This is a genomic window from Photorhabdus sp. RM322S (assembly GCF_042879395.1).
Lineage (GTDB): Bacteria > Pseudomonadota > Gammaproteobacteria > Enterobacterales > Enterobacteriaceae > Photorhabdus > Photorhabdus khanii.
On sequence record NZ_JBHFKW010000037.1, the window covers coordinates 1 to 26,078 of the forward strand.

Below are 26,078 nucleotides of genomic sequence, written 5' to 3' on the forward strand. Positions count from 1 at the left end.
ACTCCGTCACCGTCAGCTCACCGGATAAATCAACACGCAACGCCAGCGTATTGACAAAGAACCCGATCAGCGACTCCACTTCCTGACGACTGCGGCCTGCACTCGGTGTGCCTATCACCACATCGTCCTGACCTGACAGGCGCGACAGGACCACCGCCCAGGCTGACAACAGCGTCATAAATAAGGTGACACCGTGCTGTTCACTCAGCCGTTTAAGCGCCGTCGTTAATGCCGGATCCAGGTTAACCGGCACGGCATGCCCAACAAATGACTGCTCCTGCGGACGGGGCCGGTCAGTAGGTAAATCCAGCAGAACCGGGGCGTCAGCCAATATCGCACGCCAATAGTCGGATTGCCGTTGGGTCCGTTCCGCCAGCAACCACTGACGCTGCCAGGCGGCGTAATCCGGGTATTGAATCGCCAATGGCGGCAACGGATCAGATTGCCCGTCCATAAACGCCGTGTAGAGCGTGTTCAATTCCTGTACCAGCACATTGGCAGACCAGCCATCGGAAATAATGTGATGTTGGGTCAGCAAAAATTGATATTCGTCATCGGTAATCCGGATAAGACAGGCGCGGATAAGCGGGCCGCTGTCAAGATCAAATGACGCATGGGCTTCCTCCACGCTCAGACGCTCAAGAACAACATCAGCATCTGGTATCCCGCGTAGGTCATATTGAGATAACAGTAAGCCACTATCCGGCTCCAACAGACGTACTTGTGGCTGACCATCCACAGAAACAAAGACAGAGCGTAACGCTTCATGACGGGCAAACAAGGTATCCAGCGCCTTTTGCCAGGCCATGATATCCAGCTGACCACGTAAGCGCAGGGCCATCGGGATATGATAAGTCTCGCTGACCCCCTCAAGCTGTGCCAGGAACCACAGGCGCTGTTGAGCAAATGACAGCGGCAACTCACCCTCACGGGCTATCGGCACGATGGCCGGCAGAACAGGGGCCGGTTGACCAGACCGGGCCTGCATGACCTCGGCAAAAACCCTTAACGTAGGGGATTTAAACAGGGTCGCCAGCGACAGTTCAACACCGAACGCCGCGACACGGTTCATCACCCGTACCGCCAGCAACGAATGGCCGCCCAGGGCAAAGAAATTGTCATGCCGGCTGATTTGCTCAATCCCCAGGATTTCACGCCAAATCGCCGCCAGCGCGATTTCTGTTTCGCCCTGCGGCGCGGCGTAAACCTGACGGGCAACCGCTTCATTGTCCGCTGCCGGCAACGCCTGACGATCCAGCTTGCCGTTCGGGGTTAACGGGAAGGCATCCAGCCGCACAAAGGCCGACGGCACCATATAATCCGGTAAAATGGCACTCAGATAAGTATGCAGGCTATTGACCAGCCCCTTATCCGCGGGTGCCACCACATAAGCCACCAGCCGTTTCTCCTGCCCTTCACCCTGCGCCAATACCGCCGACTCACTCACCGCCGGGTGTTCCACCAGCCGGGCTTCTATTTCCCCCGGTTCAATGCGGAAACCCCGGATCTTAACCTGCTGGTCATTACGGCCCAGGAACGCCAGGTTGCCGTCCGGCAGGTAGCGGGCCAAATCGCCGGTGCGGTACATACGGGCATCTGGCACACCACTAAACGGATCGATAAGGAAACGGTCCGCTGTCAAGTCTGGGCGATTGAGGTAGCCACGCGCCACTCCCGCGCCCCCGATATAAATTTCCCCCACCACACCCAGCGGCACCGGCTGACCATACCCGTCCAGCAAGTAAAGGCCGGTGTTGGCTATCGGACGCCCGATACTTTCAATCACCCGGTCACCCCGCTGTATCGATATCCAGGCAGAATAGGTTGTCGTTTCGGAAGGTCCATAGAGATTACATAACCGTTGCACCGGCGTTTCTGCGAAAATCTGTTCAATCAGAGCACTTTTAAGCGGCTCACCCGCCAGATTGACGGTATGGACCGACGCCATCAGCGCCTGAGACTGCAACAACGGTTTCATTGCCGACGGGACTGAGTTAATCAAACTCACCGGCCGGGGATGCCGCATCAATGACAGGACATCCTCGACCAGATGGATCGCCGCACCACAGGATAACGGCATAAAACATTCGAAAATGGACAGGTCGAAATTCATCGACGTTGAGAACAGTGTCTCCCGGATTTCTTCCGCGCCAAAAGCCTGCTGGGCCCAGTGCAGGAAGTTCACCGTATTCCGGTGCTCAATCATCACCCCTTTTGGCACCCCTGTGGAGCCGGAGGTGTAAATCACATACGCCAGGTGCCGGGCAGTCAGCGCAGGGACCTGTGGATTACTATCCGGTTGATCAAGCAAGGTATTAGGGTCAAGCACGGTCAGCGCAGCCAGGGTTTCCTCACCCAATCCGGCACGACCGGCTTCATCCGCCAGCACCATAGCCGGGGCAGCATCGGTCAAAATATGGGCCAGACGCGCGCCAGGATAAGCCGGATCTAACGGCACATACGCTCCGCCCGCTTTCATTACCGCCAACAAGCCCACCACCATTGCCGGTGAACGTGCCACACAAATCGCCACCCGCTGGTCGGGTACAACCCCTAGTGCGATAAGTTGATGGGCCAGCCGGTTGGCGCAGGCATTTAATTCGACATAACTGAGAGTTTGCTCTTCATACACTAACGCGGGCGCGTCCGGGTTTTTCTCTACCTGTTGCTCAAACAACTGATGAATACATAACGCGTCAGGATAAGGGGTTTCCGTCGCGTTCCTGGTTTCCAGCAACAACCTGCGCTCCGACGGTGCCAGAATATCAATCTTCCCGATCCGCTGTTGAGCATGAGCGACCATCTCTTGTAGCACCGCGTGCAGATATCCCACCTGCCGCTCTATCGTCGAGTGATCAAAAAGGGCAGTGGCATAACTCAACGCACCGACAATCCGCCCCTTCTCTTCTGACAGATTCAGTTCAAGATCAAATTTGACAATATCAATATCAGAGACCTGATCGACCGGTGATACGGCCAGCCCCGGTAATTGCCAGGCCGTGTTCTCATTGTTCTGCCAGGCAAACATGACCTGGAACAACGGCGTATGCGCCAGTCGGCGCGGCGGCTGCACGATTTCCACCACCTGCTCAAACGGTAAATCCTGGTGCTCCTGTGCCGCTAAAACGGTCTGCCGCACACGCGCCAGCAACTCCGTCACCGTCAGCTCATCCGATAAATCAACACGCAACGCCAGTGTATTGACAAAGAATCCGATCAGCGATTCCACTTCCTGACGACTGCGGCCTGCACTCGGTGTGCCTATCACCACATCGTCCTGACCTGACAGGCGCGACAGGACCACCGCCCAGGCTGACAACAGCGTCATAAATAACGTGACACCGTGCTGCTCACTCAGCCGTTTAAGCGCCGTCGTTAATGCCGTATCCAGGTTAATCGGCACGGTATGCCCGGTAAACGACTGCTCCGACGGACGGGGCCGGTCAGTGGGTAAATCCAGCAGAACCGGTGCATCAGCCAACAGAGTACGCCAATAGTCAGATTGAACCTGAACACGTTCCGCTGACAACCACTGACGCTGCCAGGCGGCGTAATCCGGGTATTGAATCGCCAGCGGGGGCAGCGGATCCGGTTGCCCGGCCAGAAACGCCGTATAAAGTGCGCTCAGTTCACGTATCAACACATCGACAGACCAGCCATCGGAAACAATGTGATGCTGAATGAGCAGGAACCGATATTCGTCATCGGTGAGCCGGATAAGACTGGCGCGGATCAGCGGGCCACGGTCAAGGTTAAATGACGCACGAACTTCCTCGGCACACAGACGCTCAAGAACCCCCTCCTCATCCGGGAGCCCACGCAGGTCATGTTGAGATAGCCGCAAGCCGCTATCCGGTGCCAACAGCTGCACTTGTGGCTGCCCCTCAATAGAGACAAAGACAGAGCGTAACGCTTCATGACGGGCAAACAAGGTATCCAGTGCCTTTTGCCAGGCCATGATATCCAGTTGACCACGTAAGCGCAGGGCCATCGAGATATGATAAGTCTCGCTGACCCCCTCAAGCTGTGCCAGAAACCACAGGCGCTGTTGAGCAAATGACAGCGGCAATTCACCCTCACGGGATATCGGCATGATGGCCGGCAGAATAGGGTCCGGTTGACCAGACCGGGCCTGCATGACCTCGGCAAAAGCCGCCAAAGTAGGGAATTTAAACAAGGTCGCCAGCGACAGTTCGACACCGAACGCCGCGACACGGTTCATCACCCGTACCGCCAGCAACGAATGGCCGCCCAGGGCAAAGAAATTGTCATGCCGGCTGATTTGCTCAATCCCCAGGATTTCACGCCAAATCGCGGCCAGAGTGATTTCTGTTTCGCCCTGCGGCGCGGCGTAAACCTGACGGGCAACCGCTTCATTGTCCGCTGCCGGCAACGCCTGACGATCCAGCTTACCGTTCGGGGTTAACGGGAAGGCATCCAGCCGCACAAAGGCCGACGGCACCATGTAGTCAGGCAACTGAACGCTCAGATGTTCACGCAGGCTATTAATCAATCCCTCATCTGCGGGTGCCACCACATAAGCCACCAGCCGTTTCTCCTGCCCTTCCCCCTGTGCCAATACCACCGATTCACTCACTGCGGGGTGTTCCACCAGCCGGGCCTCAATTTCCCCCGGTTCAATGCGGAAACCCCGGATCTTAACCTGCTGGTCATTACGGCCCAGGAACGCCAGGTTGCCGTCCGGCAGGTAGCGGGCCAGATCGCCGGTGCGGTACATGCGCGCACCCGGATTATCACTGAACGGATCGATAAGGAAACGGTCCGCCGTCAGGTCAGGGCGATTGAAATAGCCCCGCGCCACACCCGCCCCGCCGATATAAATTTCCCCCACCACGCCCAGCGGCACCGGCTGACCATACCCGTCCAGCAAATACAAGCCGGTGTTGGCTATCGGACGCCCGATACTTTCAATAATCCGGTCACCCCGCTGTATCGGCAACCAGGTAGAATAGGTTGTCGTTTCAGAAGGCCCATAGAGATTACATAACCGCTGTACCCGCGTTTCTTCAAAAATCTGTTCAATTAAGGCACTTTTAAGCGGTTCACCCGCCAGATTGACGGTATGAACCGACGCCATCAGCGCCTGAGCCTGCAATAACGGTTTCATCGCCGACGGGACTGAGTTAATCAAGGTCACCGGTCGGGGATGCCGCATCAATGACAGGACATCCTCGACCAGATGAATCGCCGCACCATAAGACAACGGCATAAAACATTCAAAAATGGACAGGTCGAAATTCATCGACGTCGAGAAAAACATCTCCCGGACCTCTTCCGCGTCAAAAGCCTGCTGGGCCCAGTGCAGGAAGTTCACTGTATTCCGGTGCTCAATCATCACCCCTTTTGGCACCCCTGTGGAGCCGGAGGTGTAAATCACATACGCCAGGTGCCGGGCAGTCAGCGCAGGGACCTGTGGATTACTATCCGGTTGATCAAGCAAGGTATTCGGGTCGAGCACAGTCAGCGCAGACAACGCTTCCTCGCCCAACACAGTACGACCGGCTTCATCCGCCAGCACCATAGCCGGGGCAGCATCAGTCAGAATATGGGCCAGACGCCCACCAGGATAAGCCGGATCTAACGGTACATAAGCCCCACCCGCTTTCATTACCGCCAACAATCCCACCACCATTGCCGGGGAACGTGACGCACAAATCGCCACCCGCTGATCTGGCTCGACACCCAGTGCAATCAGCTGATGGGCCAGCTGGTTGGCACGGGCATTTAATTCGGCATAACTGAGAGTTTGCTCTTCATACACTAACGCGGGCGCGTCCGGGGTTTTCTCCACCTGTTGTTCAAACAACTGATGAATGCATAACTGGTCAGGGTAAACTGTTTCTGTCGCGTTCCAGGTTTTTAACAACAACATACGCTCTGCTTCCGGCAGAATTTCCAACTGCCGTACCGGCGTTTCCGGGGCCTGTTCCAGTACCGCCACCAGGCTCTCCAGTGCCTGTTGCATATAGCCGCCTATCCTTTCCGGATCAAACGGCTGCACTACCTGAACCGTCAGTCCCAAGGCTTCACCAAAATCTTCTACTGACAGCATTAACGGATAGTTGGTCCGCTCTTGTGCGCCCAGAAATTCAATACCGCTTATGATGTCATCCGATGTTGCCGGCAAGGTATTGTGCCGATAATTCAACAGGCTATTAAAGAGTGGCAGCTCACCCTGCACCCCGCTGCAACGCTGGGCCAGCGCCAGTGACGCGTGTTCATGTTCCAATAGTCCGGCCAGTCGGGTATGGGCAGCCTGCACGCTGTCCTGTACCGGGGTATCATCAATATCCAGCCGCAGCGGCAAGGTATTGATAAACAGCCCCATGCCACTGTCAGCGCCTTCTCCCGCCGCCATACGCCCAAACAACACGGTGCCAAACACCACTTTCTGTTGATTGCTGGTACGCGACAATACCTGGGCCCAGGCCAGATGACACAACGCCGCCAGACTGACACCCAAACGCCGGGCCTGACTGCGCAGACGGCCATTCAGCTCAGGTGCCAACATCCGGTGGGATTCCATCACCTGTGAACCATCACTATGCACCTCCGTCAATCCGAACGGCAGGGTTGGCTCATCTACCGCCGCTAACATGTCGGTAAAGAAACGGGTATGCGCTTCCTGACTCTCCCCCAGCCGGACCTGAGCCACCAAATTGCGGAACGGTGTCGGCGCAGGCAGGCTATCCTCCTGCCCCGTCAGATACACCTGGACTTCGCGGTGCATCACTTCCATCGTTTCATGGTCGCCAATCAGGTGATGCAGCAATTGCAGGACAATCCAGCGGCCATCAGTCTCCTGCGACACCACAAAGCGCAATAACGGCGCTTCCCCCAAGTCGAGACGATGATGACGCGGATCAAAACGTCGGGTTAACTGATCACTGATTGAACCGTCAGCCGGATTTAATGTCAGTTCAGTCACCGACAATTGAGCCTGACGCCAGACCACCTGCGCCGGCACTGACAATCCTTGCCAGATAAAAGCCGTACGTAAGATATCGTGCCGATCAACCACCCGTTGAACCGCTGCCAGATAACGATCTAACAGAGACCGGTCAGCAAAAGCCATCTGCCCCATCAACAGATACGGATCACCTTCATTTGCCAACAGATGATGAAATAAAATGCCATCCTGCAACGGCGACAACGCATAAATATCCTGAATATTGACGATCCCACCCGGTACCTGAGCGACGATGTGGTCAATGTCAGGCTGAGTCAAGTCAATCAGCGGCAACATCGCCGGCGTCAGCGCCTTGGTTGCCGGGGTTATGACGTTAGGCGGTACTATCACAGCCTGGTGCTGTCCCAGTGACCGGGCCAGTTCAAACAACACCGGAAACTGGAACAGATCACGCGCCGTCAGTGTCAATCCCAGGTGACGCAGGCGTTCAATCATACGTATAGCGAGTAATGAATGGCCGCCCAGGGCAAAGAAGCTGTCATACCGGCTTATCTGCGCAATCCCCAGTAACTCACACCAAATCGCCGCCAGAGCGATTTCTGTTTCACCTTGCGGTGCCGCGTAAACCTGGCGGTCAACGACTTCATTGTCCGGTGCCGGTAGCGCACGACGATCCAACTTACCGTTCGGGGTCAATGGAAACGCATCCAGACACACAAAGGCCGACGGCACCATATAATCAGGCAAAACGGTACTCAGGTGGGCACGCAGGCTATTCATCAGCCCCTCATCCGTTGGTTCCACCACATAGGCCACCAGCCGTTTATCCGCCCCTTCCCCCCGTACCAACACCGCAACCTCACGCACCGCTGGATGCTCTGCCAACCGGGCTTCAATTTCCCCCAGTTCAATGCGGAAACCGCGAATTTTCACCTGCTGATCGTTGCGGCCCAGGAACTCCAGATTGCCGTCCGGCAGATAACGCGCCAAATCCCCGGTGCGGTACATGCGTGCATCCGGGTTATCACTGAACGGATCAACCAGAAAACGTTCAGCCGTCAATTCAGGATGATTAAGATAACCACAAGCAACCCCATCGCCCCCCACATAAATCTCCCCAGTCCCCCCCAACGGCACTGGCTGACCATGCGTATCCAACAGATAAACCCGCGAGTTGGCTACCGGTCGGCCAATAGGGATGCGGATCGCTCCCTGTGCTAATGCCGTGATACGGTATGTCGTCGTAAAGGTAGTGCCTTCACTCGGCCCATAGCCATTCAATAACTGTTGTGGCGGACTCGTGCTCAATACCTGCCCGATAACATGGGGATCAAGGGCATCTCCGCCAACAATCAGCAGCCTTATCTGCGGAAGAACCGGCGACAGCTCCGCCGCCAGCTGGTTAAACAATCCGACACTCAGCCACAGCACAGTCATTCGCTGAACCTGTAGAACGTGTACAAACTCCAGCGGAGTCAGCAAAGTGACACGATCGACCACCACTAACGCACCGCCATTAAGCAACGGTGCCCAGACTTCAAACGTGCTGGCATCGAAAGCCGGATTAGCCGCAAAAGCCACCCGGTCATCCGGTCCAATTTCGGCATAGCCATTATTGATGACCAGCCGGACCACCGCACGATGAGGCACCAGGACCCCTTTGGGTGTACCGGTAGAACCGGAGGTATACATGATATATGCCAATCCGTCACTGGAACACGGTAAATCAGGGTTTAAGCGATCTTTCTCTCTACTCGTATCTGTCTCATCAAAGAGACGCAACAGCGGAACCGTCAGGTTAGCCGGAATATCCGCCCGTGTATCGGTGAGCAGCAACCTGGCTGAAGAATCCCTCATTAGCCAGTTTTTCCGCTCATCCGGCATACTGGGATCAATCGGCATGTAAACGGCACCAGCTTTAAGAATAGCTAATTGGGCCACCACCAGTTCCATCGACCGCTCTAACAGGAGCGCAACATGATCACCAGGACAAACCCCTTGTTCGATCAGCTGATGAGTCAACTGGTTAGCACAGGCATTCAATTCCGTATAGCTAAGGGTCTTCTCTCCCGCGATCAGTGCCGTCGCTTCTGGGGTTTTCTCCACTTGCTGTTCAAACAACTGATGAATACACAACGCATCAGGATATACAGTTTCCGTGGCATTCCAGGTTTTTAACAGTAATGTACGCTCCGCTTCCGGCAAGATTTCCAATGCCCAAACAGGCATTTCCGGGGTTTGCTCAAGCGCCTCCACCAGACTTTCCAGTACCTGCTGCATATAACCGCACAGGTTTTTCGGATCAAACGGTTGCACGACCTGAGCCGTCAGCCCCAGGGATCCGCCAAAATCTTCCACCGACAGCACAAACGGGTAGTTGGTCCGCTCTTGTATGCCAAGAAATTCAATACCGTTGATAAGTTCAGCTGACGTTGCCGACAAAGTATTGTGCCGATAATTCAACAGGCTACTAAAGAGTGGCAACTCACCCTTCACCCCACTGCAACGCTGGGCCAGCGCCAGTGACGCGTGCTCATGGGCTAATAATCCGGCGAGTCGGGTATGGGCGGCATGAACGCTGTCCCGTACCGAAGTCTCATCGATATCCAATTGCAACGGCAAGGTATTAATAAACAGCCCCATACCATTGTCGGCGCTGTCCCCTGCCTGCATACGCCCAAACAACACCGTGCCGAACACCACTTTCTCCTGCCCGCTGGCACGCGATAACACCTGCGCCCAAGCCAGATGACACAGGGCCGCCAGACTGACCCCCAAATGCCGGGCCTGACTGCGCAGACGATCATTCAGCTCAGGCGCCAACATCCGGTGAAATTCCGTCACCTGTGAGCCGTCGCGGTGCACCTCTGTCAGCCCGAATGGCAGCGTCGGTTCATCCACCGCCGCCAGCATCTCGGTAAAGAAACGGGTATGCGCTTCCTGGCTCACCCCCAGCCGAGCCTGTGCCACCAAATTACGGAAAGGAACTGGGTCAGGCAGGTTATCCTCCTGACCGATAAGATACGTCTGAACTTCACGGTGCATCACTTCCATCGTTTCATGGTCACCAATCAGATGATGCAGAAGTTGCAGGGCAATCCAACGGCCATCAGTCTCCTGCGCCACCACAAAGCGCAATAACGGAGCCTCCCCTAGGTCAAGACGATGATGACGCGGATCAAAGCACCGGGTTAACTGGTCACTGACCGAGCCGTCAGCTGGGTTCAATGTCAGTTCCGTCACCGACAATTGGGCCTGACGCCAGACTACCTGCACCGGCACTGACAATTCTTGCCAGATAAAGACGGTACGTAAGATATCGTGCCGATCAACCGTTCGTTGAACCGCTTCCAGATAACGATCTAATAGAGACCGGTCAGCAAAGGCCATCTGACCTGTCAACAGATACGGATCACCTTCGTTTGCCAGTAAGTGGTGGAACAAAATACCGTCCTGCAACGGCGACAAGGCATAGATATCCTGAATATTGGTCACCCCACCCGGCACCCGCCCAACGATGCAGTCAATGTCAATCTGAGTCAGATCGATCAGCGGCAACATCTCCGGCGTCAGTGCCGTGGTTGCCGGTGTTATGACGTTAGGCGGCACTATCACCGCCTGGTGCTGTCCCAGTGACTGAGCCAGTTCAAACAGCACCGGAAACTGGAACAGATCACGCGCCGTCAGGGTCAATCCCAGGTGACGCAAACGTTCAACCACCCGTATCGCGATCAGCGAATGACCACCCAAGGTAAAAAAGCTGTCATACCGGCTGACCTGTTCAATCCCCAGTAATTCACGCCAAATCGCCGCCAATGCGATTTCCGTTTCCCCTTGTGGTGCTTCATAAACCTGACGGGCAAAGGCTTCATTATCCGGTGCCGGCAATGCTCGACGATCCAATTTACCGTTAGGCGTTAATGGAAACACATCCAGCCGCACAAAGGCTGACGGCACCATATAATCAGGCAGAATGGCACTCAGGTGGGCCCGCAGACTGTTCACCAGCTTCTCATCTGCGGGTGCCACCACATAGGCCACCAGCCGTTTATCCGCCCCTTCCCCTTGAACCAACACCGCAGCCTCACGTACCGCAGAGTACTCTGCCAACCGGGCCTCAATTTCCCCCGGTTCAATGCGGAAACCACGGATTTTAACCTGCTGATCATTACGGCCAAGAAACTCCAGATTGCCGTCCGGCAGATAACGTGCCAAATCCCCGGTGCGGTACATGCGAGCATCCGGGTTATCACTAAACGGATCGACAAGGAAATATTCTGCGGTTAATTCAGGACGATTAAGATAACCACAGGCAACCCCATCTCCCCCGACATAAATCTCTCCGGTCCCCCCCAACGGCACTGGCTGACCATATGCATCCAACAGATAAACTCGCGTGTTGGCTACCGGTCGGCCAATAGGGATACGGGCCGCTCCCTGCGCCAATGCATTGATTCGGTATGTCGCCGTAAAGGTAGTGCCTTCACTCGGCCCATAGCCATTTAATAGCTGTTGTGGCGGACTCGTGCTCAATACCTGCCTAATGACATGGGGATCAAGGGCATCTCCCCCGACAATCAGAAGCTTTATTTGCGGAAGAACCGGCGACAGCTCCGCCGCCAGCTGGTTAAACAATCCAACACTCAGCCACAGAACAGTCATTCGGTGAACCTGTAAAGCCTGTACAAACGTTTGCGGTGTCAGCAAAGTGACGTGCTCGACAACCACTAACGCGCCACCATTGAGCAATGGTGTCCAGACTTCAAACGTACTGGCATCGAAAGCCGGATTAGCGGCAAAGGCCACCCGGTCATCCGGTCCAATTTCAGCATACCCGTTGTTGATGACCAGCCGGACCACCGCACGATGAGGCACCAGAACCCCTTTAGGCGTACCGGTAGAACCGGAGGTATACATGATATACGCCAATTCTGTGCTGGAACGCGGCAAATCAGGGTTGAGGCGATCTTCCTCTCTATTCGTGTCTGTCTCATCAAAGAGACGCAACAGCGGAACAGCCAGGTTAGCCGGAATATCATCCCGTGTATCAGTGAGCAACAACCTGGCTGAACAATCGCTCATCAACCAGTTTTTCCGTTCATCCGGCACATTGGGATCAATCGGCACGTAAACGGCACCCGCTTTGAGAATAGCCAATTGAGCCACCACCAGTTCCATTGATCGCTCTAACAGAAACGCAACATGATCACCGGGACCAACCCCTTGTTGGATCAGCTGACGAGCCAACCGGTTAGCCCGCGTATTCAATCCCGTATAGCTGAAGGTCTTATCTCCCGCTATCAGTGCCGTCGCTTCTGGTGTTTTCTCCACCTGTTGTTCAAACAACTGATGAATACACAACGTATCAGGATACACAGTTTCTGTGGCGTTCCACGTTTCCAGTAACAGCGTACGTTCAGCCTCCGGCAACAAATTAAGCTGCCAGACGGGAATTTCATCACCGCTCCTTTTCGACAATGCCAGCACCGATAAATGCTCACTCATCCGCAAAATCACTTCCGGACTCAGGCGATTTTCATCATAGATCCAGCGAAAACCGCCCTGTGCATTCATCTGAAGCGTCAGCAATTCGCCGGATACTTCCTGATCACACGGTCTGTCATCCTGTATCACAGAGACGGCGATCTGCCACGGCCAGTTGGTTCTTAATGCCGGGATAGCCCGCAGTAAAGGAGAACGGGTGAAGAGGTCACGGCTAAATGTCCGGTGCTGTGCCAATCGGGCAAGTTCATCATCAACCCAGCCAGCTACTGCACTCCAGGGCTTATCAAACGCCACTTCAATGGTCATGGGGACCACCGGTGCCAAAACATCTGCCGACTTACCTTTGACCTCATCCACGCACCAACCGATTTGGAATTCAGCCTGTTGAGTCAGACGCGCAAGATAGATAACCAATACCTGCAACAGTGCCTGTAATGGCTCCTCTTCATCGTTTTTTGGCAATGGAGGCTGCCAGGGACTCATTACCCATTGGGGTTCTGTCTGTTCCCCCATCATTTCAAAAGGTAACTGGATTGGCTGCAAAGAGGCAAGGCGCTCATACCAAAATGATTCACTGGGTGCGAGGGCTTGAAGGGTATTTTTTATATTTTGAGCCTGCTGTGAGGAAAGCAGAGGCAGCGGTTTACCCGGACTGAGTTCCGATATATCGGCAAGCTCCCTGGCAGACAGCAAGTGACCTTCAAGGGTGGCGAACCCGCCGATACGAACATCCTCACTGCCGGTCGTCACCTGCCAGGCATCCTCCTCCACCTTAATCAGTGTACCGGGTACCCCCTCAGAACACGTGTTCAACCGTTGAAGCCAGGAAATTTGCACCGTGCCCTGTTCGAGTAACAGTTTAGGGCAACCCAATGGATTTACGTAATTCTCGCCAAAATCTAATGCTCGCACCAAAGCTGACAGTGCCTCTCCCGATTGTTTCCAATACAAATACCCCCCTCCATCGGGGCGACGTGACTGAGCATAGAAGCTCCGTTGCGTGAGATCCTGCGGATAAGTCACAAATGTGCCGTGACCCAAATCTTTCAAAAGTTCAATAAACCCTTTCTGAGCCGCCTGATAACATTTCAGATTCAACGAGAAAGCGTTATCGTGTTCCTCAATCAATACCGGCCATTGCACGGCAATATCGCCGGTATCCACACCACCTTCAATACAGTGCCAGGAAATAGCATAATGCGTCTCCTGGGCTAACAACGCCCAGGAAGTTGCATGATTGCCCGCATAACGTGGCAAAGGACTATCATGATAATTAAAAGCGCCGCCGCGAATCTGCCCAATTAGCGACACCGGCAAGATGATTGGGTTGACGATGGAGAAAAGCCAATCGACAGGATGTAACGTGATGTGTTCTTGTAATGCATCAACCGAGTTCACACAAACAATCCCTTGTCGAGCAGCCCATGTTTGTAAAACCGTATCAGTAGATAGCACCGCTTGTATGATATGCCCGGCTGCCTGAATTTGCTCGGCGCAGAACACCGCAAGGGTCGTCCCCCCCACCACGACGCACGTGCGTGATAGAATCGATGTATCATTTATATTATGAGTTATATTTTCACATGACATCTGAGAGAGAGTTTCGGCTTTAAGAACATTTCCCTCTGTAGTAACGTTACCTTTCATCTATTACCTCAACGAATCTGTTAGAAATTTGAGAATTGTCATTCCTGACAACCATCACCAATATTTCTTTCTTACTTCTTGCCCCCAAGAAATAAAAACGGACATATCTGACATTAATTCAAGACACACAGATGCTGTGACATCACCTGATTAATAACTGCCAATTAGCAACCCTTTGATGCTAACTTACCTGACAGCGGAACAAATAAGCCAACTCATTGTGCAAATAAAATACTAAATTCTTATTTCTATGAAAAAATTACAAATTAAAATTAATTTAATAATATATTATTTTATAATAATAAAATAACGTTAGCAGCATAACAATTAACGCGATCAAATATTGATTGCAACCGAACGCATTCCAATCAAATCGTTCTTTAATGCGATTTTTAGGACATCTAGCGATATTTACCAACACGTAATACAAGCTGGGACAGAGTTTAATATTATTCAATTTTCATATACCTGCCAAAATATACATTTAGACTTTTCTACATCACTTTTTCACGCTTATTGCCTATTCCATAGGGCTATTTTATTTTCCATTCTTTATAATAAAGAACGAACCTGGGCAACATTCAGACAAAAAATAGCTTTCGAACGTACTGTAGTTCTATGCCAAGGACAGACGAATCGAGTCGTTCTCACGTATTATATGTACATGCCGGTTTCTGCACACTGTCCATATTAACCCTTTATTCACAATAACGGCCATTACTCCCAATTAGGTAGCCTTTTAATTATCTCGAGTTATTTACAATAAACCCAATATGACTCAAAACGAGATCATGAAATGAAAGATAATTAAATCAGCCTATATTACCACCAAAAACACATTTCCATGATCACTTTGTCGATTATCTTCTCACAATTATTTATGACAAGAAACCTTTCCAACAATAATTCTACAACTAAATATATAATTTTGAGACCAAGGCAATTAACAAAAAATAAAACCAACAATAAAACCAGATTCAGATCACACAATATAAAATAGCAATAATAAAAAAATCCAAAAAAATAACTCCCGTGGAAATTATCGCGTTTCTTTTTCTACTTTAATAGAGAAACAATCCGGTATAAACAATATATACCGGATTATCATACCAACGTTAAATTATTCTATAATGGTTAATATCTCCGTATTACAACGTCCCCCCATCACAATGTATTGCCAATGCCTTATTCAGAGCATGAGCTAAAGCCACTCTATGCTCCTTATCCTCCAACAAACTGAAATGATTACCTGAAATAGCCATCAACTGAAGTGAAGAGTCAGGCATGACCTGCGCCCAGCCTAATGACGGTTCTATATCTAACGACTTTGGCTTTTCATCCGTGACAAAAGACACAGAAGGAGAAGGCTCTCTCGCATAAAACTGATGCAGCGTTAACGCTAATGCTTGCGGTTCATACTCTCTGACTATTTGCGTATAACGCTCTATCTGCTCCCAACGTTTTGCGATTAAATCAGGCCGCAGACTGGCAGGGTATAGCGCCAATTCCTGTGCCGCTGCAATAAACTGCACCAAATTCAACTCATCAATTCGCCGGTACAACTCCGCAACCTCTTCTGTGCACTCCTCCCCTGACTGTCGTGCCAGCTCAGCCAGGAACTGATGTTTAGGTTGTGCGGATTGCTCCCCGAAATAATGAGGAGCCGGCGTATCAATCAGCCCCAGGAAGTTCACCGTCTCACCGGCATGCAAAAGCTGCCGGGCAATAGCATAAGCCAATATACCGCCGGAAGAGTAACCACTTATCCGGTACGGGCCTGTCGGTTGAACCGCTTTCATCAAGCTGATCATTCTGACCGCCTGCTCTTCCACCGTCGACATCGGTTCTTCACTGATGGACGGCCAGGGCAGCGCATAAATCGGATAACCTGACCGGATATGTTGAGCCAGCCCGAAGACATAGGAGTAATCCCCCATGCCACTGGGAACAAAGAACAGCGGCAGATCTGTTCCGGCAGGTCGCACTGATATGGCAGCACATTGCGGCTGAGACAGCAAATCTGAGGTGATTTTCGCCGCCAATTCGGCCAGCACCGGAAATTGGAACAAGGCATTCAATGTACAAATCAAACCCCGGCCTACGGCAAGATTGGTCATTCGCATGGCGAGCAGTGAGTGGCCCCCCAGCGCGAAGAAGTTGTCATGCCGGCTGACCTGCTCAACCCCCAGCAATTCACACCAAATCGCCGCCAATACAGTTTCTGTTTCTCCTTGTGGCGCTGCGTAAGCCTGACGGACAAACGCCTCTTCGTCCGGTGCGGGTAATGCCTGACGGTCCAGTTTGCCGTTTGGCGTCAACGGAAAGGCATCCAAACGCACAAAAGCCGACGGCACCATATAGTCAGGTAACATTGCACTCAAGTGTTCACGCAAACGGGCTGCCAACCCATCACTCTTTTCCGCCACCACATAAGCGACCAGATGCTTGTCCTGCCCATCTTCCCGCACCAGTACTGCCGCCTCTTGTACCGCCGGGTGTTCCACCAGCCGGGTTTCAATCTCCCCCAGTTCAATACGGAAGCCGCGGATTTTCACCTGATGATCATTACGGCCGAGGAATTCCAGATTACCGTCCGGCAGATAGCGGGCCAAATCCCCAGTGCGATACATCCGCGCACCAGATACCGGACTAAAAGGATCCGGTATAAAACGTTCTGCGCTCAATTCCGGTTGGTTAAGATAACCGCGCGCTACACCGACGCCACCAATATACATTTCACCCATGCAGCCTAATGGCACCGGTTGACCGTCTCTGTCCAATAGGTAAACGTAGGTATTTTTAACCGGCCGGCCAATAGAACTATCATCCACAGGGGATAACACCGCCTTACAGGTCGCAGTCACGGTATTTTCCGTCGGGCCATAAGCGTTCAATAACCGGGGTCGATGGGTTTCTCGCGTAAACCAGTCCTGAATAGCGCTCTTTTTAACCTCCTCACCACCAATGATGATGAGCCGAATGCAATCCGGCAGCGGTGATGGATTGTCTCTGGCAATCAGTTCGGACCAAAATAACGCAGGCAGAGATATCACCGTAATACGGTTTTGCCAGGCTAAAGCAATAAACTCCTGTGCAGAGGCCAGCCAGCTATCATCACGCATCACCAGCGTGGCACCATTGCATAATGACGAGAAAAGTTCTTCCACTGAAACATCAAAAGCAAAAGAGGCGAATTGCAGCACCCGGTCTTGCGCCGTGACCGCATAGAGATCATTAAAACCCAGATGACGTTGATACACCGACTGATGTTCCACCATCACCCCTTTCGGCTGCCCAGTAGAACCAGAGGTATAGATGACATAAATCAGATGCTGTGGCGTCAACGCAGGAACCTGCGGGTTGCTGTCCGGCTGGTCAGGCAAGGTATTTGGATCAAGTACCGTCAGACCAGCCAGCGCTTCTTCTCCCAGCGCTACCCGTCCGGCTTCATCAGCCAATACCACTGCCGGGGCCGTATCATTCAGGATATACGCCAGACGCTCTTCCGGATAGGTTGGGTCCAGCGGCACATAGGCACCACCGGCTTTCAACACCGCCAGCAACGCCACTACTATCGCCGGGGAGCGGGCCACACAAATCGCCACTCGCTGGTCCGGTATGACACCCAGCGCAATCAGTTGATGGGCCAGGCGGTTGGCGCGGGCATTTAATTCAGCATAACTGAGGATCTGCTCCTGATACACCAGTGCCGTCGCCTGCGGGGTTTGCTCTACCTGTTGTTCAAACAACTGATGAATGCATAACGCGTCAGGATACGCGGTTTCTGTGGCGTTCCAGGTTTCCAGCAACAACGTGCGTTCCGTTTCCGGTAGGATGTTCAGTGACCGTACCGGCGTTTCCGGCGCTTGTTCAAGCGCCTCGATCAAACTTTCCAACGCCTGCTGCATATAACCGCATATCCGATCCGGATCAAACGGTTGCACCACCAGAGCAGTCAGCCCCAAAGTGGAGCCATCGTCCTCCATCGACAGTCCTAATGGGTAGTTAGTCCGCTCCTGTGTGTCCAGGAATTCAATCCCGTCCATCGTTTCATCCGGAGTCACCGGCTGATAATTATGTCGATAGTTGAACAAGGTACTAAAGAGTGATGTGCCACTGGCAACCCCACTGCACCGCTGGGCCAGCGCCAGTGAAGCATGCTCATGCCCCAATAATCCGGCCAGCCGGCGATGAGCTGCCTGTACACTGTCCCGTACCGAGGTATCATCGATATCCAGGCGTAACGGCAGGGTATTGATAAACAATCCCATACCATTATCGGCACCTTCACCTGCCTGCATCCGCCCAAACAGGACGGTACCGAACACCACTTTCTCCTGCCCGCTGGTATGCGACAACACCTGCGCCCAAGCCAGATGACACAACGCCGCTAAACTGATGCCCAAACGCCGGGCCTGACTACGCAGGCGGTCATTTAACCCAGTAGTCAACATCCGATGGGCTTCCGTCATCTGAGATCCATCACGATATACCTCTGTCAGCCCGAACGGCAATGTTGGCTCATCCACCTGCGCCAACATGTCGGTAAAGAAGCGGGTATGCTCTGCCTGACTCACTCCCAACCGGGCCTCTGCCACCAGATTGCGGAACGGCACCGGGTCAGGCAGAGGGTCCTCCTGCCCGGAGAAACAGGCCTGAACCTCACGGTTCATCACTTCCATCGTTTCATGGTCGCCAATCAAGTGATGCTGTAATTCCAGTAAAAACCAGCGACCATCAGTTTCCTGGGCGATAACAAAACGCAGGAGCGGAGCCTGACTCAGGTCGAGACGATGGTGACCTGGATCAAAACGCCGGGTTAACTGGTCAATGACCGGGCCGTCAGCCGGGTCTAATGTCAGTTCAGTTACCGGCAAGGTCGCCTGACGCCAAACCACCTGAGCCGGCGCTGATAATCCTTCCCAGATGAAAGCCGTACGCAAGATATCATGGCGATCAATCGCCTGCTGCACCGCCGCCAGATAACGGTCCAGCAGAGCGCGGTTAGCAAAGACCACCGGATAGAGCAGCAAGTACGGGTCGCCTTCCTTTTCCAACAGATGGTGGAACAGAATACCGTCCTGTAACGGCGACAGCGCATAGATATCCTGAATATTCGCCATCCCGCCCGGCACCTGCCCAACAATGCGATCAATCTCAGACTGAGTCAGATCAATCAGCGGCAACATCGCTGGAGTCAGTTTCGTCGTCGCTGGCGTAATGATATTAGGCGGTACCCTTATGGCCTGATGCCGCCCCAACATTTGGGCCAACTCTGACAGCACCGGCGACTGAAACAGATCACGCGCCACTAATGTCAACCCCTGGCGACGCAGGCGTTCAATCATCCGCACAGCGAGCAGTGAATGGCCGCCCAACGCAAAGAAGCTGTCATGCCGGCTTATCTGCTCAATGCCCAGTAACTCACACCAGATAGCCGCCAGAGCGATCTCAACCTCCCCTTGCGGAGCTTCGTAAACCTGACGGGCAAAATCATCCTCCCCCGGTGCCGGTAATGCCCGGCGATCCAACTTACCATTCGGGGTCTGCGGGAAGGACTCCAGACGCACAAAGACCGCCGGTACCATATAGTCAGGTAACATTGCACTTAAATGCTCGCGCAAATGGGCTGCCAATCCCTCCTTCTCCTCCGCTGCCACATAGGCCACCAGCCGTTTATTCTGCCCGTCATCCAGCGCCAGCACTGCCGCCTCTTGCACCTCTGGGTACTCCACCAACCGGGTTTCAATTTCCCCCAGCTCAATCCGGAAACCGCGGATTTTGACCTGCTGGTCGTTGCGGCCCAGGAATTCCAAGTCACCGTCCGGCAGGTAACGGGCCAAATCCCCGGTCCGGTACATGCGTGCATCCGGTTTATCGTTAAACGGATCCATAAGGAAACGCTCAGCGGTCAAGTCAGGGCGATTGAGATAACCCCGCGCCACACCCACACCGCCAATATACATTTCGCCAACACAGCCTAAGGGTACCGGTTGGTTATATTGGTCCAACAGGTAAATGCAGGAATTTTTAGCTGGCCGGCCGATAGAACGGTCATCCTCTGGGGATAACACTTCCTTATAAGTCACCGTCACGGTATTTTCCGTCGGGCCATAACCATTCAATAGCCGGGGCCGGTGGGTTTCATGGGAAAACCAGTCCTGAATAGCGCTTTTTTTGACCGCCTCACCGCCAATGATGATGAGCCTGAGGCAATCCGGCAACGGTAACCCCGTATCTCTGGCCGCCAGTTCAGACCAGAATAAAGTCGGCAGAGAAATAATCGTAATACGATATTGCCGGGTTAAGGCAATAAATTCCGGCATCGAAGCCAGCCAACTGTCATCGCGAAGAACCAACGTAGCGCCATTACATAATGACGAGAAAAAATCTTCCACTGAAACATCAAACGCAAAAGCGGCAAATTGCAACACCCGGTCTTGCGCCGTGACGGCATAGGTCTCATTAAAGCCCAGATACCGTTGATAAATCGCCTGATGCTCTACCATCACCCCTTTCGGCTGCCCGGTTGAACCGGAGGTGTAAATCACATACGCCAGATGCTGAGGCGTCAACGCAGGGACCCACGGGTTGCTGTCCGGCTGGTCTGGCAGAATATTCGGGTCAAGTACCGTCAACCCAGCCAGCGCGGCTTCACCCAACGCCGCCCAGCCGGTCGCATCAGCCAACACCACTGACGGCGCCGTATCATTCAGGATATATACCAGACGTTCCCCCGGGTAGGTTGAATCCAACGGCACATAGGCACCACCGGCTTTCAGCACGGCTAACAATGCCACCACCATCGCCGGAGAACGTGCCACGCAAATTGCCACCGGCTGGTCAGGTGTAACACCCAGTGCAATCAGTTGATGGGCCAGACGGTTGGCACAAGCATTTAATTCAGCATAACTGAGCGTCTGCTCTTGATACACCAGTGCTGTCGCCTGCGGGGTTTGCTCTGCCTGTTGTTCAAACAATTGATGAATACACAACACGTCAGGATAGAAAGGTTCCGTGGTGTTCCAGGTTTCCAGTAACAGCGTACGTTCCGTTTCCGGCAGGATGTTCAGAGCCCGTACCGGTGTCTCTGGGGCCTGCTCAAGTGTCTCCACCAAACTCTCCAGCGCCTGCTGCACATAACTGCATATCCTTTCCGGATCGAATGGTTGCACCACATTAGCAGTCAGTCCCAGGGATTCACCAAAATCCTCCACCGACAACGCAAACGGATAGTTAGTCTGCTCATATTCACCCAAGAATTCAATCCCGGCCATCGTTTCATCCAGTGGATCCGGCTGATAATTATGCCGGTAGTTCAACAAGGCACTAAAGAGAGGCACACCACTGGCAACCCCGCTGCACTGCTGGGCCAGCGCCAGTGAAGCATGTTCATGTTCCAGCAATCCGGCCAGTTGCAGATGCACCGCCCGCACACTGTCCCGTACCGGGGTATCATCGATATCCAACCGCAACGGCAGGGTATTGATAAACAGCCCCATACCACTGTCAGCCCCTTCCCCCACCGCCATACGCCCAAACAGCACGGTACCGAACACCACTTTCTCCTGCCCGCTGGTACGCGACAATACCTGCGCCCAGGCCAGATGACACAACGCTGCCAGACTGACACCCAATCGCCGGGCCAGACTGCGCAGACGGTCATTCAACTCAGCCGTCAACATCCGATGGGAACCCACCTCCTGAGATCCATCAAGATGCACATCCGCCAACCCAAACGGTAACGTCGGCTCATCCACCTCCGCCAACATGTCGGTAAAGAAACGGGTATGCGCTTCCTGACTCACCCCCAGCCGGGCCTCCGCTACCAGATTGCGGAATGGAACCGGGTCAGGCAGACGATCCCCCTGTCCGGAAAAATGCGCCTGCACTTCACGGTTCATCACTTCCATTGTTTCGTGGTCGCCGATCAAGTGATGCAGCAACTCCAATAAGAACCAGCGGCCATCGGTTTCCTGGGCGACAACAAAACGCAATAGCGGGGCCTGACTCAGGTCAAAACGGTGCTGACTTGGGTCAAAACGCTGGGTTAACTGGTCAATGACCGGGCCGTCAGCCGGGTCCAGCGTCAGTTCAGTTACTGACAACTGCGCCCGGCGCCAGACCACCTGCGCCGGCACTGACAATCCTTCCCAGAGAAAAGAAGTGCGCAGGATGTCATGGCGATCAACCGCCTGTTGCACCGCGTCCAGATAGCGGTCCAGCAGATCACGGTTAGCAAAGGCCACCGGATAGAGCAATAAGTATGGATCGCCTTCCTTTGTCAACAAATGATGGAACAAGATACCGTCCTGCAATGGCGACAACCCATAAATATCCTGAATATTTTCCATCCCGCCCGGCACCTGCCCGACAATATGATCAATATCAGTCTGAGTCAGATCAATCAGCGGCAACATCTCCGGCGTGAGTGTCGTCGTCGCTGGCGTAATGACATTAGCAGGTATCATCATGGCCTGGTGCTGCCCCAACGTTTGAGCCAGTTTTGCCAGCACCGGCGATTGGAACAGATCACGTGCTGCCAGTGTCAACCCCTGGTGACGCAGACGTTCAATCATCTGCACGCCAAGCAGTGAATGGCCACCCAACGCAAAGAAGCTATCATGCCGGCTTATCTGCTCAATGCCCAATAACTCACGCCAAAGGGCGGCAAGGGTGATCTCTGCCTCCCCTTGTGGTGCTTCGTAAATCTGACGGGCAAAATCATCCTCCCCCGGTGCCGGTAATGCCCGGCGATCCAACTTACCACTCGGGGTCTGCGGGAAGGACTCCAGACGCACAAAAGCTGCCGGGACCATATAGTCAGGCAAAACGGCACTCAAATGTTCACGCAAACTGACAGCCAATCCCTCATGTGCTTGCGCAGCCACATAGGCGACCAGACGTTTTTCCTGCCCGCCATCCAGCGCCAGCACCACTGCCTCTTGCACTGCCGGGTGTTCCATCAAGCGGGTTTCAATCTCCCCCGGTTCAATCCGGAAGCCACGGATTTTAACCTGCTCGTCGTTACGGCCCAGAAATTCCAGATCACCGTTCGGCAGGTAACGGGCCAAATCCCCGGAGCGATACATCCGCGCACCCGCTACCGGACTAAAGGGATCCGATATAAAACGTTCCGCGCTCAATTCCGGCCGGTTAAGATAACCCCGAGCCACCCCAACGCCGCCAATATACATTTCACCAATGCAGCCTAATGGGACGGGTTGACCATATCTGTCCAGCAGGTAGACGCAGGTATTCTTAACCGGCCGGCCGATAGAATTATCATCTGCCTGGGATAATATTTCCTTACAAGTCGCCGTCACGGTATTTTCCGTCGGACCATAAGCGTTCAAGAGTTGGGGTCGATGGATTTCCCGCGTAAACCAATCCTGAATGGCGCTCTTTTTGACCGCCTCACCCCCAATGATGATGAGCCTGAGGCAATCCGGCAGCGATAATTCATGGCCTCTGGCAATCAGTTCTGACCAGAACAACGCAGGCAGAGACATCACCGTGATACGGCTTTGCCAGGCTAAGGCAATAAATTCCGGCACCGAAGCCAGCCAGCTATCATCCCGCATCACCAGCGTGGCACCGTTGCATAATGACGAGAATAATTCTTCTATTGAAACATCAAAAGCGAAAGAGGCAAATTGCAACACCCGGTCTTGCGCCGTGACAGCAAAGAGATCATTAAAACCCAGATGACGCTGATACATCGCCTGATGCTCTACCATCACGCCTTTCGGTTGCCCGGTTGAGCCAGAGGTGTAGATGACGTAAGCCAGATGCTGAGGTGTCAACGCCGGGACCTGCGGATTACTGTCCGGCTGATCCGGCAAAATATTTGGATCAAGTACCGTCAATTCCGCCAGCGCCTTTTCACCCAGCGCCGCCCGGCCAATCGCATCAGCCAATACCACTGCCGGGGCAGTATCATTCAGAATATACGCCAGACGTTCCCCCGGATAGGTTGGGTCCAGCGGCACATAAGCGCCACCTGCTTTCAGTACCGCCAATAATCCCACCACCATCGTCGGGGAACGTGCCACGCAAATCGCTACCCGTTGGTCTGGTGTTACACCTAACATAATCAGTTGATGAGCTAACCGGTTGGCATGAGCATTCAGCTCCGCATAACTGAGGGGTTGTTCTTGATACACCAGCGCCGTCGCCTGCGGGGTTTGCTCTGCCTGTTGTTCAAACAACTGATGAATACATAACGGGTCAGGATACGGGGTTTCCGTGGCGTTCCAGGTTTCCAGCAACAATGTCCGTTCAGCCTCCGGCAGTAAATTCAATTGCCAAACAGGAATTTCATCACCCACCCTTTTCGATGATACCAACACCTGTAAGTGCTCACCCATTCGCTGAACCACTTCCCAGCTCAGACGGTTTGCATCGTATACCCAGCGAAAACCGCCTTGCGCATTCACCTGGAGGGTCAGCAATTCGCCAGGTGCCTCCTGATCGCCGTCTCTGTCATCCTGTATCACAGAGACAGCTATCTGCCACGGCCGGCGGGTTGCCAACGCCGGGATAGCCCGCAATGAAGGAACACGGGCGAGGAGATCACGACTAAATGTCCGGTGCCGCGCCAACAGGGTAAGCTCGTCATCAACCCAGTCAGCTATCGCCCCCCACGGCTTATCAAACGCCACCTCAATGGTCATGGGCACCACCGGCGCCAGATCTGCTGATTGACCTTTTACCTCATCCACGCACCAACCGATTTGAAATTCAGTCTGCTGAGTTAAGCGAGCAAGATAGATAGCGAATGCTTGTAACAGTGTCCGCAATGAGTCCTCTTCCCCATTTTTTGGCAACAGAGACTGCCAAAGACTCATTGCCCATCTGGGTTCCGCTTGTTCTCCTGCGGTTTCGAAAGGTAATTGGAATGGTTGCAAATCAGTAAGACGCTCATACCAGAATAATTCACTGGATGTGAGGGTCTGGAGGATATTTTTTGTATTTTGAGTCTGTCGTGACGCATAATTTGAGTCGATTATGTTTTCTGACATCTGAGAAAGGAATTCAGATTTAAGAACATTTCCCACTTTAGCAATGTTATCTTTCATCTATCATATACCTCAACGAATCTGTTAGATTTTTGAAAACTGTCATTTCTGACAGTCATCACCCATGTTTTTGCCCCCAAGAAATAGAAGCCGATACTTCTGACATTAATTCAAAACAATCAGATCGGTATGCCATAACCCGGCTAATAACCCTATAATCAGCAATTCTTCGACGCTAATTTCCCTGATAAAGGAATAAATAATTCATCTTATAAGTCAGAATAAGACATCCCATTTTCGCCCCTGTTTTTAGATAAATTCGATTCATTTTATGCAATTTTTATTGTCTAACGCTGAATCCCATAATTTTAAATGGAACCATCAACTACATTAATTATGCATAAGTGCCAAATCAATGTTATATGTTATCCACTTCCCATTAATACCAAATTAAAATAATTTCGAAAAAACATTAAGTGTTCACAAAAAAATATGAAAATTAATTAAATATTATCAATAAGTTAACCAAATAACCGCCTAAAAAAAGCTCCTGAGATCTAATAAGGAAAGTATATTTCAATACCAAATTAGACTTATTAAACATTTATAATAAAATCATTCAAAAATATAACATCAGATTAAAATAATTTATAACACATTATTTTTCAATAGTAAAAAATGCCGATAACGTAAATACCAAAAAATAGGGAATAAAAAATTAAAAATAACTTGATTACATATTGCCTTGTAATAATCAGATCATGATAAAATATAAATTCCATTATATCACATACCGCAGCAAAACAATTGTAAATTTAAATAACTTCATTGTTGATTATTTTACAACAATAAACAATGTGATTTATCTGATATTCATATATATTTAATATCGCGTAGTATAAATAATCGATTCATTTAACATTTATTAATTAAAAAATACCTAAAAATATATAAACGATTATATCAACCTATTT

At 52.4% G+C, this 26,078-nt stretch carries 2 protein-coding genes; both read right to left on the minus strand.

Annotation, left to right across the window (positions count from 1 at the left end; all coding sequences use genetic code 11):
* Nucleotides 1-14,083, minus strand: a 14,083-nt coding sequence (locus tag ACGF63_RS18265; protein ID WP_387632567.1) for an amino acid adenylation domain-containing protein, incomplete at its 3' end; no start/stop codon positions are given.
* Between the two features lie 1,148 nt (nucleotides 14,084-15,231).
* The gene (locus ACGF63_RS18270; protein WP_387632569.1) at nucleotides 15,232-25,164 is read right to left on the minus strand and encodes an amino acid adenylation domain-containing protein; all 9,933 of its coding nucleotides are present in this window, start codon (nucleotides 25,162-25,164) and stop codon (nucleotides 15,232-15,234) included.
* Nucleotides 25,165-26,078: the final 914 nt, after the last annotated feature.

Excerpts from the sequence above, each read along its gene's own strand:
- ACGF63_RS18270 (WP_387632569.1), bottom strand. The coding sequence starts at position 25,164 with ATGAAAGATAACATTGCTAAAGTGGGAAATGTTCTTAAATCTGAATTC.